This is a genomic window from Ruegeria sp. MALMAid1280 (assembly GCF_049195285.1).
GTDB lineage: Bacteria > Pseudomonadota > Alphaproteobacteria > Rhodobacterales > Rhodobacteraceae > Ruegeria.
Genome location: NZ_JBMIRT010000037.1, coordinates 46,708 through 62,350 on the forward strand (window position 1 = coordinate 46,708; position 15,643 = coordinate 62,350).

16 protein-coding genes are annotated in these 15,643 nt (G+C 61.2%); 7 read left to right on the top strand and 9 right to left on the bottom strand.

Annotation, left to right across the window (positions count from 1 at the left end; all coding sequences use genetic code 11):
* Nucleotides 1-98 precede the first annotated feature (98 nt).
* Both ACOQFT_RS04100 and ACOQFT_RS04105 read right to left on the bottom strand, forming a co-directional pair.
* Nucleotides 99-800 carry a winged helix-turn-helix domain-containing protein gene (locus ACOQFT_RS04100; RefSeq protein ID WP_421596764.1) on the bottom strand — a complete coding sequence of 234 codons (702 nt, stop codon included), beginning with the start codon at nt 798-800 and terminating at the stop codon, nt 99-101.
* Complete coding sequence (locus ACOQFT_RS04105) at nt 772-1,059, bottom strand: hypothetical protein (RefSeq protein WP_421596765.1); 288 nt, start codon at nt 1,057-1,059, stop codon at nt 772-774. The genes ACOQFT_RS04100 and ACOQFT_RS04105 overlap by 29 nt, the downstream gene beginning before the upstream one ends.
* 176 nt (nt 1,060-1,235) lie before the next feature.
* Here ACOQFT_RS04105 and ACOQFT_RS04110 point away from each other — a divergent pair, with 176 nt between their 5' ends.
* The 4 genes from ACOQFT_RS04110 to ACOQFT_RS04125 all read left to right on the top strand — a co-directional run bounded on the left by ACOQFT_RS04110 (nt 1,236) and on the right by ACOQFT_RS04125 (nt 5,193).
* Complete coding sequence (locus tag ACOQFT_RS04110) at nt 1,236-1,724, top strand: hypothetical protein (RefSeq protein WP_421596766.1); 489 nt, start codon at nt 1,236-1,238, stop codon at nt 1,722-1,724.
* Between the two features lie 110 nt (nt 1,725-1,834).
* Nucleotides 1,835-2,452 (top strand): ribonuclease HII, encoded by a 618-nt coding sequence (locus ACOQFT_RS04115; RefSeq protein ID WP_421596767.1) that lies wholly within the window; start codon nt 1,835-1,837, stop codon nt 2,450-2,452.
* A gap of 107 nt (nt 2,453-2,559) precedes the next feature.
* Entirely contained in the window at nt 2,560-3,660 is a 1,101-nt protein-coding gene (locus tag ACOQFT_RS04120) for a site-specific DNA-methyltransferase (protein ID WP_170328082.1), read from the top strand.
* A 144-nt stretch (nt 3,661-3,804) separates the two neighbouring features.
* A complete protein-coding gene (locus ACOQFT_RS04125; RefSeq protein WP_421596768.1) occupies nt 3,805-5,193 on the top strand; it encodes an adenylate/guanylate cyclase domain-containing protein in 1,389 nt (462 codons plus the stop codon).
* 78 nt (nt 5,194-5,271) lie between these two features.
* Here the strand turns inward: ACOQFT_RS04125 and ACOQFT_RS04130 are convergent, their stop codons facing one another.
* Nucleotides 5,272-6,408 (bottom strand): alkane 1-monooxygenase, encoded by a 1,137-nt coding sequence (locus ACOQFT_RS04130; protein WP_421596769.1) that lies wholly within the window; start codon nt 6,406-6,408, stop codon nt 5,272-5,274.
* Between the two features lie 59 nt (nt 6,409-6,467).
* The gene (gene mutY, locus ACOQFT_RS04135; protein WP_421596770.1) at nt 6,468-7,523 is read right to left on the bottom strand and encodes an A/G-specific adenine glycosylase; all 1,056 of its coding nucleotides are present in this window, start codon (nt 7,521-7,523) and stop codon (nt 6,468-6,470) included.
* 81 nt (nt 7,524-7,604) lie between these two features.
* Here mutY and ACOQFT_RS04140 point away from each other — a divergent pair, with 81 nt between their 5' ends.
* Together ACOQFT_RS04140 and ACOQFT_RS04145 are read left to right on the top strand one after the other, a co-directional pair.
* Nucleotides 7,605-8,111, top strand: coding sequence for a DUF721 domain-containing protein (locus ACOQFT_RS04140; protein ID WP_421596771.1), 507 nt, complete (start codon nt 7,605-7,607; stop codon nt 8,109-8,111).
* A gap of 14 nt (nt 8,112-8,125) precedes the next feature.
* A complete protein-coding gene (locus ACOQFT_RS04145; RefSeq protein WP_421596772.1) occupies nt 8,126-8,788 on the top strand; it encodes a DsbA family protein in 663 nt (220 codons plus the stop codon).
* A 39-nt stretch (nt 8,789-8,827) separates the two neighbouring features.
* Here the strand turns inward: ACOQFT_RS04145 and lpxK are convergent, their stop codons facing one another.
* Genes lpxK through ACOQFT_RS04165 form a run of 4 tightly spaced genes read right to left on the bottom strand, consistent with a single transcriptional unit; the run spans nt 8,828 to nt 13,178 of the window.
* Nucleotides 8,828-9,826: a tetraacyldisaccharide 4'-kinase gene (gene lpxK, locus ACOQFT_RS04150; RefSeq protein WP_421596773.1), complete on the bottom strand. Its 999-nt coding sequence runs from the start codon at nt 9,824-9,826 to the stop codon at nt 8,828-8,830.
* Entirely contained in the window at nt 9,813-11,048 is a 1,236-nt protein-coding gene (locus ACOQFT_RS04155) for a 3-deoxy-D-manno-octulosonic acid transferase (protein WP_421596774.1), read from the bottom strand. The genes lpxK and ACOQFT_RS04155 overlap by 14 nt, the downstream gene beginning before the upstream one ends.
* On the bottom strand, nt 11,045-11,845 hold the full coding sequence (locus ACOQFT_RS04160; protein ID WP_421596775.1) for an inositol monophosphatase family protein: 801 nt from the start codon (nt 11,843-11,845) through the stop codon (nt 11,045-11,047). Before ACOQFT_RS04160 ends, ACOQFT_RS04155 begins: the two co-directional genes overlap by 4 nt.
* A complete protein-coding gene (locus ACOQFT_RS04165; RefSeq protein WP_421596776.1) occupies nt 11,832-13,178 on the bottom strand; it encodes a TldD/PmbA family protein in 1,347 nt (448 codons plus the stop codon). The genes ACOQFT_RS04160 and ACOQFT_RS04165 overlap by 14 nt, the downstream gene beginning before the upstream one ends.
* 213 nt (nt 13,179-13,391) lie before the next feature.
* On the opposite strand from ACOQFT_RS04165, the gene ACOQFT_RS04170 reads away from it, so the two are divergent.
* Entirely contained in the window at nt 13,392-14,072 is a 681-nt protein-coding gene (locus ACOQFT_RS04170; RefSeq protein WP_421596777.1) for an FkbM family methyltransferase, read from the top strand.
* A 44-nt stretch (nt 14,073-14,116) separates the two neighbouring features.
* Here the strand turns inward: ACOQFT_RS04170 and ACOQFT_RS04175 are convergent, their stop codons facing one another.
* Entirely contained in the window at nt 14,117-15,640 is a 1,524-nt protein-coding gene (locus tag ACOQFT_RS04175) for a DUF2125 domain-containing protein (protein WP_421596778.1), read from the bottom strand.
* Nucleotides 15,641-15,643: the final 3 nt, after the last annotated feature.

Consider the following 15,643-nt stretch of genomic DNA (forward strand, 5'->3'; position numbering starts at 1 on the left):
TCCCTGACGCGAGTCTTTATAGGATGGGCCTTTCACTGCCGCATTCCAAGGGGTGTCACCGGCATTTTATCGAACGTGCCCTGTGCGACGCGGCAGGATCAGACCATCTGGATCACGTCTTTTTCGATCGACAGCATATAGCCTTTTTTGGCGATGTTCTTGACCAGCAACTCACTGACCATCTGGTTGCCAAGGGCATCGCGCAGCCGTTTGATCCGGGTGGCGCCTGCGGCCTCATCACATTCGGCGGCGTCTTTGCCGGATATCATCGCCTCGATCTGCACGCCCGACAGGACCTCATCATCCAGACGGGATTCGGCCAATACCGACAGGGTCTCCATCGCCGCCGGGGTCAATTTGAAATCCATATTGTTCAGGTAGACGGTGTTTTCCTCGCGGCTGATCAGCAGAGAGGTGACCTGAATGCCAGTGCGTTCGATCTGTGCCATCCGGCGGTTCAGCAACACCAACATCACCAGAAACACCAGCGCGGTCACCAGCATAGCGGTGGCGAAAACCAGCAGCACGAAGATCACCATGCGATAGCTGGACAACGTGTCGGCAAAGGCTGTGCCGGATTGTGCCAGAATCTCCAAAAGCCGGATTTCAGTCTGCGAGGTCAGGTCGCTTTCGATAAACAGCCGCTCAACCCGCGCGTTGAAGGCGTTTGCGTCGGGCAAGGTCCAGAACAGAAAGATCGCCGCCGTTATCAGAATCAACACGATCGCCGCGATGCCCGCGCCGACCAGTCTGACACCGGACCGGCGGGCCTCAGTAACGGAGATAGAATTGTCCGGCATTGGCCTTCCTTTTCTCCAACCCGTCCGGTCCGAACACGGACATGACGTTCAGCAGGGTCCAGCCCGTGCCCTTGAGGCGCTGGGCGACTTCACGTTTTGCCTGCCCCTTGTCGCAGGCCGAAACCTGCATCACGCCGTAGTGCAGGCGCAGCGGATTGTCCTGTTTGGCTTTGTAATCCGCATAGCAATCGGCCGCCACAGCGGCAGAGCCAAGCGATATCAGGGCCAGCAGGGCCAGAGAAGAGAGGATCTGTTTCATAGGCCGCATCCTGCGCATGGGTTGCCACGATATTCAATAACCCAAGGGGTTTGGCGGGGCTGATATCGGATAACAGGGGGTCGTTATTGCTTGTCTGGACAGCGAGCACCCAGTGTCAGGGCATCGAGCACACGGCCCGCAAACGGGCCACCTGAGACTTCTGAAGGACAAGCACCATGCATAAGAAATTCATCGCCCTGATCGTGGCCTCTGCGGTTGCCATCACCGGAATTTCGGCGTCGCAGGCGCGGGCGGCCGATGTCGAAGATATCCTTGGTGGATTGGCAGCCATCGCGCTGCTGGGCGTTGCGGTGAAGCACTTGAATGACAATAACAAGAAGAACACCGTTACGCACAACTACAATCAGGTATATAAGGCGCCGCAAGATCACGTGTACACAAAACCGCAACGCAGGCCGCGTGACATACGCCCGCTGCCGAAGCGGGTCGCGCGTTATAACCTGCCGCAACGATGCTTGCGCACTTTCCACGGGTTCTCGCCTGATCAACCGCTGTTGGGCAAGAACTGCCTGAGCAAGCATTACAAATACAGCAATAGCCTGCCGGACCAGTGCAAGGTCAGGTTCTGGAATGGCAAAAAGGTCAAGCGGGCATACCACCCTGGCTGCCTGCGCCAGAACGGATACCGGGTGAGTTACAAGTAACAGTTTTCGAGCAGGAGCGGCGCCACAGAAGTGCCGTGCAGGGAGAGGGTGGCGCAAGCTGCCCTCTCTTTTTTCTTGCGGTGGGTGGTGAAACACGGTTTTCCGGGGGTATGACGACACCGGATTATGAATTTGAGAATGCAGCTGCGGCGCAGGGGTACCTGCGGATCGCGGGCGTGGATGAGGTTGGGCGCGGGCCGCTGGCCGGGCCGGTTGTTGCTGCGGCCGTGATCCTGAACCCCGAGGACATTCCCGAGGGGTTGAACGATTCCAAAAAGCTGACCGCCAAACGCCGCGCAGCGCTTGAGGCTGCCGTACGTGACCGGGCCGAGGTCGCGGTGGCCGCGGCCTCGGTGGCCGAGATCGACGAACACAACATCTTGCGTGCTTCGCATCTGGCGATGGAACGCGCGGTGGCGGCGCTGGACCCGCCGCCGGATTACCTGCTGATCGACGGAAACATGATTCCGCGCGGGTTGACGATCCCGGCGCTGGCGGTGGTGAAAGGTGATGCGCATTCGGTGTCGATTGCGGCAGCCTCGATCATTGCCAAAAACTGGCGCGATCAACTGATGGTGGATTTGGCGCAACAGCATCCCGGCTATGGCTGGGAGACAAATGCGGGTTATCCGTCGAAACAACATCGCGAAGCCCTGCAAAATCTTGGTGTGACCCCACACCATAGACGTTCGTTCAAGCCGGTACACAATATCTTGTATCAAGAGTAAATCGTAAGTCGCTGATTCAAAAAAGAAATTGACGGCGAATCGTCTTTGACTCATCCTTGTCTCAACCAAATGAGCGCAAAAGCGCCGTGGATACTTGAGGCAGTAAAATGACAACAACCACCAAAAAGGGCGCAAAAGCGCTCCCTTTAAACACGATTCTATCCGGGGACTGCATCGAAGTGATGAACAGTCTGCCCGAGGCGTCGGTGGACCTGATCTTTGCGGATCCGCCCTATAATCTACAGTTGAAAGGCCAGTTGCACCGCCCCGACAACAGCCAGGTGGACGCGGTCGACGATCACTGGGATCAGTTTTCCAGCTTTGGCGCCTATGACCAGTTCACCCGCGAGTGGCTGAAGGCGGCACATCGTCTGCTCAAGCCCAATGGCGCGATCTGGGTGATCGGCTCCTACCACAACATCTTCCGCGTGGGCTCGGCCCTGCAGGACGCAGGATATTGGATTTTGAACGACGTTGTTTGGCGCAAGTCGAACCCGATGCCGAATTTCCGCGGCAAACGCTTCACCAACGCGCATGAAACGATGATCTGGGCGTCGAAACGCGAAGGCGCGAAATACACGTTCAACTACGAAGCGTTGAAGGCGCTGAACGAAGGCGTGCAGATGCGCAGCGACTGGGTGCTGCCGATCTGCACCGGGCATGAGCGTCTGAAGGACGAAAACGGCGACAAGGCGCATCCGACGCAGAAACCGGAATCGCTGTTGCACCGTGTACTGATCGGCTCGACCAATCCGGGTGATGTGATTTTGGACCCGTTCTTTGGCACCGGGACCACCGGCGCCGTCGCCAAGATGCTGGGCCGCGAATTCATCGGCATCGAGCGCGAGGAAAGCTATCGCAAGGTGGCTGAGAAGCGGATTTCGAAGGTCCGCAAATTCGACCGCGAGGCGCTGGAGGTCAGCGCCAGCAAACGCGCCGAGCCGCGCGTGCCCTTCGGTCAGTTGGTCGAACGCGGGATGCTGCGCCCGGGTGAGGAACTGTATTCGATGAACCAGCGCCACAAGGCCAAGGTTCGCGCCGACGGCACGCTGGTTGGACAAAACGTCAAGGGCTCGATCCATCAGGTGGGTGCGCATCTGGAAAACGCACCGTCCTGCAATGGCTGGACCTACTGGTGCTTCAAACGCGACGGCAAGACGGTGCCGATCGACGTTCTGCGCCAGCAGATCCGGGCCGAAATGAACTGATTTCACCAATACCGCCGGTGCCTGTGGCCTGACACAAGGCACTACGCCTTGCCCCGCCGACCTCGGCGGGGTCTTTTGTTTTCCGGGTGTCTGGTGTCAGAATACGCCTCCTGTATCCTTCGGCGCAGTGAAGGAGCCTCAGCGATGTCGGATACCACAGCCAGCCCATCCCGATTTGACCGGTTCTTTGTGACCCGCCCGGATAACTACGATCTGGACAACAAATACACCGAAGCCGCGCTTGAGCGTCACAAACGCGAAGGTTTGGAACTTGCCGTCCGTGCCCGCTGGATCGCGATGGGCTTTACTGCGGTTCTGCTGGTTTTCCTCAACCCGCAATGGGAGATGATGTGGTACCACTTCATCCTGTTGCTGATATGCGCCAACGGCTGGCTGATCCGGCGCGCAGGTCGTGTGGGGCAGTCGCGGGTCGAATTGCTGCTGATTTTCGCGGATCTTCTGATCATGACATTGGGAATGATCGTTCCCAACCCGTTCAGCGACGATATTCGACCGCTGGCGATGCAGTACCGGTTCGACAACTTCCAGTATTTCTTCATCATTCTTGCGGCCGGAACGCTGGCCTATTCCTGGCGCACCGTGATTGCGATGGGATCATGGACGGCGGCGATGTGGACCGTAGGTTGGATCATCGCCTGGTGGATTGCGACGCCAATGCCCGGTCTCAGCGAGCGTGTGGCCGAGGCTTTGGCGGGATATCCGGATGTGGCCGAGCTTCTCGATCCCAACAGCTTTCGGCCTCAGTTGCGGATTCAGCAGATTGTCGTGTTCATGATGGTGGCGGTAACGCTGGGTGTGTCGATGCGGCGGCTCAACCGGTTGCTGATGACGAATGCCGGTCTGGAACGCGAGAGGGCAAACCTGTCGCGGTATTTTTCGCCCAATGTGGTGGACGAGCTGAGCCAGAATGACGAGCCGCTCAAGCAGGTGCGCAAAGAGAATATTGCGGTTCTGTTCATCGATATCGTCGGGTTCACCAAATATGCCGCCGGGCGCGATCCTTACGAGGTGATCGAGGTTCTGCGCGGCTTCCATGCCCGGATGGAGGCCGAGGTGTTTCGCCATCATGGGACGCTGGACAAATATCTGGGTGACGGGCTGATGGCGACCTTTGGAACGCCGGTGCCGACGCCATCGGATGCCAGCAACGCGGTGGCCTGTGCCCGGGCAATGGTTGCGGTGATCGACCGCTGGAACATCGAGCGCCGCCGGGCGGGAGAGCCCGAAATCCGTGTCGGGATCGGGGTTCACTTCGGCGCTGTTGTCTTGGGCGATATCGGGGCCAACCGGCTGGAATTTGCGGTGATCGGGGATGCGGTGAACGTGGCCGCCAAGCTGGAGGCGCTGACCCGGGAGTTTCAGGCGAAGGTGATCGTCAGCGACGCGGTACGGGGGCAATTGCTGGAGGAAGGCGCCAATGCGACGGAGGCGATGGCAGGGTTTGTCCAACACGAAAATCACGCTGTCCGCGGGGTGGAAGCCCCGATGAATGTGTGGGTGATGAAAGGGTAGGTGCTCCCGCCGGTCTGCCCTGCATCAAAGATGCAAAGCGGATCGTTGGGCCGGGCAGCGCGCTGGCGCGCGCTGCGGTCAGGGCTGAGGTGAGGGGTTTTCAGCACGGTTGTAGGGCGCCCAGTCGGTGACCTCGGGGTAGTATTGGCGGCGCCAGGCGCGGACGCGGGGGTTCATGACCCGGCGCCAGAGGGGCGGGATCATCGCGGCAACCGTCATCACCGGATACCCATAGGGCAGTTGCGGCGCGGTGTCCTCGGAATGGTGCTGCAGCAGCGGAAAGCGGCGGTTGGGTTTGTAGTGGTGGTCCGAGTGCCTTTGCAGGTTGATCAGCAGCCAGTTCGACGCCTTTTGAGAGGCGTTCCAGGAATGACGCGGCAGGACATGTTCGTATTTGCCCTGACCCAGATGTTTACGGGTCAGGCCGTAATGTTCGACGTAATTGACCAGTTCCAGCTGCCAGATGGCGGTGCCAGCCTGGATCAGGAACAAGGCGAGGCCGGGCAGCCCTCCGATGGCAAAGGCAAGGGTAAGCATCGCGGTTTGCAGGGCCCAATACCGCCAGAAGGGGTTGGAGCGGTCGGTCCAGGGGCGGTCCTTGCGGTCCAGTTTTTCGCGCTCGGCCCGGAAGGCAGAGACGAGGCAATGTTTCAGGACACGCGGGTAGAAGCGGTGGAAGCCTTCGTTATAACGCGCGGTGACCGGGTCGCGCGGGGTGCCGACATAGCGGTGATGAACCAGCAGGTGTTCCGAGCGGAAATGCGAATACAGCACCATCGCCAGTAGGATGTCGCCGAGCCAGCGCTCGAACCGGCCCCTTTGGTGCATCAGTTCGTGGCTGTAGTTGATCCCGATGGTGCCCGAGATCACGCCCATACCAAAGAACAGCCCGACCTTGGCCGGGGTCGACAGATGGTCGGTTTGGGTGGCGTACCAGATCAGCCCGTAGAGGGTCAGGAACTGTACAGGAACCCAGGCTTTGGTCAGCAGGATGTACCAGCGCAACATGGTGTCGGGCGTGTCGGGGTCGGCGTTGTTCAGTTCCAGTCCGGTGAACCGGTCCAGCACTGCAAAGGCCCACCATGTCGACATCGGGACAAGCAGTACCCACCAGCCGCCGGCCATCGCCGTTGTCCAGATCACTGGGATCAGCAGAAATGAGGTCCAGAAGGGCAGTGCCGATTGCCAGCGTGACAGGGACAGGTTTGCGGTCATGGGAGGGCTCCGAACGATTGCGCATAGACTAGTCACAGTCCATTGGTGTGCACAACGGACTATCGGTCGCGCCAGAGGTCGTGCACCTTGCGCATCACCGTGGGCAGGTCGCCGGGGCGAAAGGCGTGCTTTTCCAGTACAATCAGGCCTTCGGGCACGCATTCGGCAGGCAGCGGAGCCGTCCAGACGCGCAGGATCAGGTGGAAATGTGTGAACGTGTGTCGCACCTCTCCGGTCAGCATTTGCCAATCCGCCTCAAACGGAGGTGACCCATCCGGCGTATCGGACCAATCCGATCCCGGCCAGCCCAGCATTCCGCCCAGTAGCCCCTTGTCGGGGCGGCGCTCCAGCAGAAGTGCACCGTTGTCGCTTTGGGCGATATAGACATGGCCGTAGCGCGTGGGTTTGGTCTTTTTTGGTGTCTTGCGCGGCAGTTCGGACTGCGTTCCGGCCGCGCGGGCCTGACACGGGTCGCGCAGGGGGCAGATACCGCAGGCCGGAGATTTCGGGGTGCAGATCGTGGCGCCCAGATCCATCACCGCCTGCGCATAGTCTCCGGGCCGCGTGTCCGGCGTCAGCGCGGCGGCCTTGTCCTTGAGCAAGGGTTTCGAACCGGGCAGGGGGTCGTGAATGTCATAAAGCCGCGCCATGACCCGCTCGACATTGCCATCCAGCACCGTCTCGGGTTGGTCGAAGGCGATGGCCGAGATCGCGGCGGCGGTATAGGGGCCAATACCTGGCAGTTCCAGCAGCGCGTCACAAGTGTTGGGGAAGATGCCGCCATGATCCCCGGCCACCACCCGCGCGCATTTCAGCAGGTTGCGGGCGCGGGCGTAGTAACCCAGCCCGGCCCATGCGCCCATGACCTGATCATCGGGCGCGGCGGCCAGCTCCTGAACCGTCGGCCAGCGCGATGTGAACCGCATGAAATAGTCGCGCACCGCAGCCACGGTGGTCTGCTGCAGCATCACCTCGGACAGCCAGACGCGATAGGGATCGGGCATCACCCCTGCGGCCCGATTAGCAGGCCCGACGCGCCAGGGCATTTCACGGGCGTGGCGGTCGTACCAGTCCAGCAGAGCACCGCTCAGGCCTTGTTGAATAGAATCACGCAAGTTTTATCTATCTCCCTGTCGGGTTTCGCTGGCGCCCGGTGTCACGCCCTTTACAATAGCGGCGCAGGAGTTGGAAACCAGATGCAGCGCAGACGTTCTTCGACCCGCGGGTTCAAACGCACCGCGACATTACTGAACGGACAGATTCGGCGCGCCGGGGAAAGCCGGGGCTTTGCCGTGTCGCGGCTGTTGACCCACTGGGCCGATATTGTGGGCCAGGACCTCGCCTCGATCGCGCGACCGGTAAAGGTGGGCTATGGCAGGGAAGGGATCGGCGCGACGCTGACTGTTCTGACCACAGGACCGCAGGCCCCGATGCTTGAGATGCAGAAAGAACAGCTGCGCGGCAAGGTGAACGCGGTTTATGGCTATAACGCCATCAGCCGGGTGCGCATCACCCAGACCGCTCCGACCGGATTTGCCGAGGGGCAGGCCAGTTTCGATCACAAACCGAAACTGGCGAAACCCAAGATTGACCCAGAGATCGAGGCCGAGGCAGGCCGGACCGCACGTGAGGTTCACGATGGTGATCTGCGCGCGGCCCTTGAACGTCTGGGCCGCAATGTTTTATCCAAGCAAAAACGCTGAGAAAGGGCTGAGAAATGAGCCGTATCGCAACTGGAATCTGCGCGGCGGTGGCCATCGCCGCAGGCGGCTATTGGCTGTCGATGTCAAATTCCTCTCCGTCTTATCCGCTGGTCGGCAGCGCCGAGGCGCAAGAGGCTGATCTGGACACCTCGACCATTGTCGAGATGGTGCAGGGCGCCGAGGACGCGCCGGTCGAGATTATCGAATATGCCTCCTACACCTGCCCGCACTGCGCCACGTTCCATCAGGGCGCCTACAAGCAGATGAAGAAGGATTTCATAGACACCGGCAAGGTCAAGTTCATCTACCGCGAGGTGTATTTCGACCGCTACGGCCTGTGGGCCTCGATGGTGGCGCGCTGTGGCGGCCCCGAGAAGTTCTTTGGTATTTCCGACCTGATCTTTGAAGGTCAGTCCGAATGGGTCAAAGCCGGCGGTCCGGCCGAGATCGTGGACGAGCTGCGCAAGATCGGCCGTCTGGCCGGTATCGACAATGACCAGCTTGAGGCCTGTCTGCAAGACGGCACCCGCGCCCAGACGCTGGTGGCCTGGTATCAGGAAAACGCCGAGCGGGACGGCATTCAGGCAACGCCTTCGTTCATCGTGAACGGCAAGAAGGTCGACAACATGTCCTATGCCGATTTCAAGACGCTGATCGAAGAAGAACTGGGCAGCTAACTGCCTTATGCGACCGGCTCAATCCGGGCCGGTCGCCAATCACGGCGACGGGGCGATCTGCTGCAGCATCTGCCGGACCTTGCCGGCCTCTTCCACTTTCAGACGAACAGGCAGTGTCAGGACCTTGCTGCGGAATGCGGCGGGCAGGCGCACGGCATCTTTTTCCGTTGTCACCATCTGCGCACCCAATAGCCGGGCTTCGTTTTCCAGCCGCGTCATCAGCGCCGGTGTCAGCGGCTGATGATCGTCCAGCGCCTCGGCCCGCAGCAGTTTCGCGCCTTGCTGACGGAGGGTGCGAAAGAACTTTTCCGGATACCCGATGCCCGCAAAGGCCAGAACGCGCGTGTCGGCCCAATCCATACCGGTCTGCAAGGGTGCGACCTCACCCGTGACATGGGGCACCGTCAGGGCCGAACCCCAACGATCTGCGAATTGCGCCTGTGACGCCGCATCCCCCAGTGACAGCACCAGATCGGCGCGTTGCAATCCAACATCGACGGGTTCGCGCAAGGGGCCAGCGGGCAGGCACAGACCATTGCCAAAACCGCGTGCCGCATCCACCACGATGACCGAGAAATCCTTGGCGACCGAGGGGTTCTGAAACCCGTCATCCAGTACGATCACCGTGGCCCCGGCCTCGGCGGCGGCACGTGCCCCGGCAGCGCGGTCCTTGGCCACCCAGACCTCGGCAAAGGCGGCCAGCAACAGCGGCTCGTCCCCGACCTGCGCGGCGCTGTGTTTGGCAGGATCAACGCGCACCGGGCCTTCCAGTGACCCGCCATGGCCGCGCGTCACCACATGGGTTGTGTGCCAGGCGTCGCGCAGCTGTTCGATCATCCAGATCACGGTCGGGGTCTTGCCGGTTCCACCCGCGTTCAGGTTGCCGATGCAGATCACCGGAACGCCCGGTTTGACACCGGTGTCCGAGGCCACCCGGCGCGCGGTTGCGGCCGCATAGATGCGTCCCAGCGGCGCCAGCAATCTGGCGCGCAGGTCCAGCCGGTCAGGGGCGGTGTTCCAGAAGTCAGGTGCGCGCATCGTCTGTCCCCCGCTGATCCAGACAGTCCTGCACCATGTCAATCAGCTGATCCGTCTGTGGTGCGCCCTCGGATACGATCTGCCATCCCGCCAGCGCCATGTCCGCAGCGCGATCCGGCGACAGCATCTCGACCACGGCGTCGCCCAGTTCAGTTGCGGTTTTGACCTTGCGCGCGGCGTCGGCGCGATCCAGCTGATCGTATATCTGCTGATGGCGATGCACAAACGGCCCGTGGATGATGGACGAACCGAGCGCTGCGGCCACAAGCGGATCGTGCCCGCCCGCACCGCGTTCCAGCGAGCTGCCCATGAACGTGACAGGTGAAATCCGGTGCCACAGGCCCAGGTCCTCGGGTTCGGCCGACAGGATGACCTGCGTGGTGTCTTCGACCTGCCCGTCGGTGTCCCAGTTGGCACAACGCAGGTCCATCGATTCCAGGCGCCGGTGCAAGGGCTCGGCCTCAGCCGTGTCTGCGACATGCAGCACCAATGTCAGCCGGGGCAGGATTCGCAGGGCCTGACGATGGGCGCTGAGGACCGAGATGAACTCTTTGTCCAGCACGTAGGCGGCCAGCCAGACCAATCGACCCGCCAGCGAATGAGTGGTTTCGATCAACTCGTCTTCGGGCCAGGGCTTCGGGTTCGGGCTGACATGCAGGGGCGGGGATTCACGGACCTTGTCCGAGGTAACGCCAAGGCGGCGGATCGTGCGGGCCGTCTCGGATGTCTTGGTCAGGATCGATTGGAAACAGTCCAGCGTATAGCGGGTGATATCGGGCAGCCACCGCGCTCCGCGTGCAATCTTGATGTCGATCTGCGCCTCGATCAGGATCAGGGGAATGCCGCGTTCTTCGGCACGGGTGATGACGTTGGGCATCAGCCCGCCCCCGACCCAGAGGCCGATATCGGGGCGCCAGTGATCCAGAAACGCCCGCGCGGCGCCGGTCTGTTCCAGAGGCAGGTTCACCAGCGGATAGTCCCCCTGATTCCAGCGCCGCAGATCGGCCTCGGGCGGTGCGGTCAGCAGCACATTCAGGGACGGGCAGGCCTGTTGCAGTCTGCGGCAGAAATCAATCACCGCGCGTTGACGGTGCTGGGCGCTGATATGCACCCAGATCAGCTCGCCCTCGGGGCGGGGCATGTTGGGCTGACCAGCCGTGTTGGGCACGCCCCAGGACAGCACCCGATACGCCGCCAGGCTGAGAGAGCGCGGCTTGCTCATGGGTGTATCCCGCCGCTGTCCGGGTCAAGCTGGGCACGCAGGGCATCGTGCAGTGCCGGACCCGCCGCGATCACGCCGTTCAGACGTGGATGGGCGTTGTTGAACCGCAGGGGTTGACCCAGCCGGTCCGAACAGGTGCCGCCCGCCTCGCGAATAATTAGGTCTCCGGCTGCAATATCCCATTCCCAGCTGGGGCGCAGCGTCAGCATCCCGTCAAACCGCCCCTGGCCAACAACGGCCATGCGATAGGCCAGTGAGGGGCGATAGACCCGCTTGAAGTCGGGCACCTGACCTTGCAACCAATGGCGCGGGTCCAAATTGGGCTTGGCCGCCAGAATCTCGGCCGTTCTAATGTCCGAGACGCCGGACACCCGGATTGCCGCTCCGTTCAGGGTCGCGCCTTCGCCTTTGGCCGCGGCATAAAGCAGATCGCGCTGCGGCAGGTAAATCACCGCAGCGATAACTTTTCCTGCTTCGGCGACGGCAAGCGAATGCGCCCAGGTGCGGGACCCTTCGGCAAAGCTGCGGGTGCCGTCGATCGGGTCGATGATGAACACGCGGTCGCGGGTTAGCCGGGCGGTGGAATCCTCGGTCTCTTCGCTCAGCCAGCCATAGCCGGGCCGGGCCGAGGGCAGGCGCTGTTCCAGCATGGCATTGACCGCCAGATCGGCCTCGGTCACCGGGCCCGCGCCGTCGGGCTTGTCCCAGCGCTGCGCCGTGGTGCCCGAGTATCGGGTGGCGATCTTTCCGGCCTCTAACGCGGCGTCGATCAAAAGGGGCAGGTCAGTTGCCGGCAAGTGTCATTCCTTCGATCAGCACCGAAGGCACCACCCGCGACAGGTAGGACCGCGCATCGTTTGCCGGGATGATCCGTTTCAGCATATCGCGCAGATTGCCCGCGATGGTGCATTCATTGACCGGGTGGGTGATCTCTCCGTTTTCCACCCAGAACCCCGAGGCGCCGCGCGAATAGTCGCCCGTGTTGGGGTTGATGGTTGAGCCGATCATCGAGGTCACCAGTAACCCGGTACCCATGTCGCGCAGCAGGTCCTCGCGGCTTTGGGTGCCCTGCGTCAGGCTCAGGTTCCAGTTGCTGGGCGAGGGTGGCCCGGAAACGCCGCGCGCCGCGTTGCCGGTAGATGTCATGTCCAGCTTGCGGGCGCTGGCCAGGTCCAGGGTCCAGCCGGTCAGAATGCCGTTTTCAACAATAGCGCGCCGCCGCGTCGCCAGCCCTTCGGCATCGAAAGGACGCGAGCCTGCGATACGCGGGCGGTGCGGGTCTTCGATCAGCGACAGATGCTCGGGCAGCACCTGTTCGTCCAGACAATCCTTCAGCCACGAGGCACCCCGGGCAATGGCGGCCCCGTTGCTGGCCCCCAGCAGGTGCCCGATCAGCGAGGATGAAATGCGTTCGTCAAACAGCACCGGAAAGGTGCCGGTCGCAGGCTTTTGCGCGCCTATCAGGGACACGGCGCGTTCGCCTGCGGTACGGCCGATCTCGGCAGGGTTGCGCAGGTCGCTTTGGAAGGTGCGGCTGTCGCCGTCATAGTCGCGCTCCATCCCGGTGCCTTCGCCCGAGATCGCCACGCAAGAGGTCGAGCGGCTGCTGCGGGCATAGCCGCCGGAAAACCCGTTGGTCGCCGCCAGATGCACGCGATGGGTGCCAAACCCCGCCGCCGCGTCCGAGACCTGTGACACCCCCTGAACCGCCAGTGCCGCAGCCTCGGCCTCCAGCGCGTCGCGCAACAGGTCCTCGGCCGCCGGTTCCGGGGTCGGGTCGAACAGCTCCAATGCGGGCAGGTCCCAGCCGCTGGCCAGCTGTTCCGCATCAGCCAGACCGGTGAACGGGTCCTCGGGCGCTTCACGCGCCATGGCCACGGCGCGTTCGGCCATCGCGGTCAGCGTCTCTGGCCGGCTGTCCGAGCTGGAGACGATGGCCTGCCGCTGCCCCAGAAACACCCGCAGGCCCAAATCGGTCCCTTCCGAACGTTCGGCATGTTCCAGCGCGCCGCCCCGTACCTCGACCGAGACCGAAGAGCCGTCGATCACGATGGCATCCGCAGCATCCGCCCCGGCTGTGCGGGCTGCGTCCAGCAGGGATTGGCTGATCTCTTTGGGTGTTCGGGTCATGCGGCCTCCGGTCCTTATGCATTGGACCTAGCCTTGGACCGTCCGACCCGCAAGACCTGCGACTGTTTTGTCTTTGTCGCACACACGCTGCAGAGGTAAAATAATTCCCGATTTCCAATCAATCCTGCTGCGGTGGCGACAGCCTTGATCTAAAAGGTCCTGCAAGGCGATAACGTTAAAGCTGATTAACGGGGCACACGGGCAGGATACTTCATGAATGACTTTCACGAACTGCGGGGCGTCAAGCTTCCGGATGATCCGAGTATCATCACGCCACAGGTCAAACGGGCCATTCTGGCGGGGCGCTATGAAAAGGACGAAGTCGAAGGCCTTCCCAAGTTTATAGAACCGGACGATCGCGTGGTCGAACTCGGTGCCGGGATTGGTTTTATCTCATCTTTTCTTGCCACACAGCTGGGTGTTCGATCCGTGATGTGTGTGGAGGCGAACCCAAGCCTGTGCGAGTTCATAACGCGGGCCCATGCAGCAAACGGGATTTCAAACGTCGGCGTGCTGAATGCGGTTGCCCTGAGCAATTCCCAGAGCCCGGGTACCTCTACCTTCTACGTTCGGGAACCCTTCTGGTCTTCGTCCCTGGACCCCAAGCCGGATTATGTCAAAGAGGTCAGTGTGCCCGAGCGGTACCTGTCGGAAATACTGGACGAGTTTGATGCCAACGTTCTGATCGTCGATATCGAAGGTGGCGAGAAAAACCTGTTCGACGGGGCCAATCTGGCGCGGGTTCAGAAAGTTTACCTTGAAGTTCACACGCGTAAAATCGGCCTTCGCGGGATAAAAGCCTGTTTTGATCATTTGTCGGCGCTGGGATTTGCCTATGATCAACGTGTCAGCAGGGGCGGGTCCGTTCTGTTCCGCCGTATTGGCCGCCGATAGGCCTGTTTGTCGGGAAGGCAGTCAAACCGCCTTCCCGATCGTTTTTATTTGATGCGCTGACCATTGGCCAGGATCTGGCCGTCTTCGGTGAACTCGATTTTCGAGTTCAGCGTGTCGGGCTCATCCCCCGGAACCGCCATCAGGCCCATCATCATCCGGGCACCCATCGCGTCGCTTTCCTCAACCAGGCCCATGCCGATCAGTTTGTCGATCAGCGCATTGGCCCCTACCAGTTGCAGGTTCGCCACGCCCGATGGTGCAGGCATACCGTCAAACTCTTCGGTATTCGAATTGTCGAAGGTAAAGTCCGCGTCTCCCGTCAGTTTCGCTCCGACCAGCGATACCAGCAATTCGTTGATCTTCAGCGAGTTCAGCTCACCCGGCGCTTCACCGGATTCCTCCATCGCCTCGATCGAGGCCGGATCAAAGAAGTTGGTCAGGATCTTGGCCGTGCCGGTGGTGTCCAGCGTGATGGTCGCAGGGTCACGCGGCAGCGCTCCGGCGGGGTCGAAAATGCTCCACAACACGTCCGACATGGTGAAATCCGTCAGGTTCAAGGCGAACCCAAAGGGCTGCTCTTCCTCGGATTGCTTCAGCGGGAACTCGAAGCTCACACCGGTCTTGGCCATCGCGATTTCAATCGGGAACGGCAGGTCGGCCGTGGTCACCGCCAGTTTCGCGTTGTTCTGTTCGATGTCATAGGCCAGGCGCTGTTCGTCCAGGCTGGCGCCGAACCGCCCGCCCTGGGATTCGCTGCCCATCGAGAACGCCTGACCTTCGCTGGTCCCGTCAATGGCGGTGTTGCCCGAGCCATAGGTGAACAGGCCCGAGAACGAGGTGTCGCCCTGGAAAAAGCTCGCCGGGTCCGAGCCATCGAAATCCGACGGGATCACGCTGAGGCCTTCAAAGGCCAGATCTTTCATTGCGCCGTCGATCTTGCCGTCATCCGATCCTTCCGGATCGTTGAACACCAGGTCATAGGTCAGGCCATCGGCGGTGAATTTCTGATCGACCTTGCGGTTTTCGCCGATTTTCATCTGCGAACTGCCTGCAACGTCGGACAGTTTGACATCCAGAGCCAGAACATCATTTGGCATGGTGTCGCCATCGACTGTCAGATTCGCCAGCTTTGCGCCCAGTGTGGGCGCCGAATAGTCATAGGTCATGTCGTCGGGGTCTCCGGAAACGACCATCTCTAGCCCGTCATGGTAATATACGATATCGACAGAGAATGAGCTGTCCTCTTCATCACCCGAAACAGTCATAGGGAGGTTTTCCGGCAGGCCGATATTGACAGTACCATCGCCGTTTTCGGTCAGCGTCATCTGCGGGATAGCCATCTGGAAGCTGTCTTCGCTATCCGGTACTTCAACAACCATTGTCATATCAGTGATCGTTGTCACATTGCCCGACACGGATTGTTCGGCCGAAACCGCGTACCCCATCTGGGTCAGATAGGCCTGCCAGTCATCCCAGACCTGCTGTGCGGTGACATCGGCAAGCGCCCCTTGGGTGGCAACGGCATAAGCCAGGACTGCGCCGCAGCTGCGGCGAACGAAAACGGACATTTG

Bases quoted from the DNA above. Each gene is read 5' to 3' on its own strand.
- ACOQFT_RS04100 (WP_421596764.1), bottom strand. From the start codon at position 800: ATGCCGGACAATTCTATCTCCGTTACTGAGGCCCGCCGGTCCGGTGTC.
- ACOQFT_RS04105 (WP_421596765.1), bottom strand. From the start codon at position 1,059: ATGAAACAGATCCTCTCTTCTCTGGCCCTGCTGGCCCTGATATCGCTT.
- ACOQFT_RS04110 (WP_421596766.1), top strand. From the start codon at position 1,236: ATGCATAAGAAATTCATCGCCCTGATCGTGGCCTCTGCGGTTGCCATC.
- ACOQFT_RS04115 (WP_421596767.1), top strand. From the start codon at position 1,835: ATGACGACACCGGATTATGAATTTGAGAATGCAGCTGCGGCGCAGGGG.
- ACOQFT_RS04120 (WP_170328082.1), top strand. From the start codon at position 2,560: ATGACAACAACCACCAAAAAGGGCGCAAAAGCGCTCCCTTTAAACACG.
- ACOQFT_RS04125 (WP_421596768.1), top strand. From the start codon at position 3,805: ATGTCGGATACCACAGCCAGCCCATCCCGATTTGACCGGTTCTTTGTG.
- ACOQFT_RS04130 (WP_421596769.1), bottom strand. From the start codon at position 6,408: ATGACCGCAAACCTGTCCCTGTCACGCTGGCAATCGGCACTGCCCTTC.
- ACOQFT_RS04140 (WP_421596771.1), top strand. From the start codon at position 7,605: ATGCAGCGCAGACGTTCTTCGACCCGCGGGTTCAAACGCACCGCGACA.
- ACOQFT_RS04145 (WP_421596772.1), top strand. From the start codon at position 8,126: ATGAGCCGTATCGCAACTGGAATCTGCGCGGCGGTGGCCATCGCCGCA.
- lpxK (WP_421596773.1), bottom strand. From the start codon at position 9,826: ATGCGCGCACCTGACTTCTGGAACACCGCCCCTGACCGGCTGGACCTG.
- ACOQFT_RS04155 (WP_421596774.1), bottom strand. From the start codon at position 11,048: ATGAGCAAGCCGCGCTCTCTCAGCCTGGCGGCGTATCGGGTGCTGTCC.
- ACOQFT_RS04165 (WP_421596776.1), bottom strand. From the start codon at position 13,178: ATGACCCGAACACCCAAAGAGATCAGCCAATCCCTGCTGGACGCAGCC.
- ACOQFT_RS04170 (WP_421596777.1), top strand. From the start codon at position 13,392: ATGAATGACTTTCACGAACTGCGGGGCGTCAAGCTTCCGGATGATCCG.
- ACOQFT_RS04175 (WP_421596778.1), bottom strand. From the start codon at position 15,640: ATGTCCGTTTTCGTTCGCCGCAGCTGCGGCGCAGTCCTGGCTTATGCC.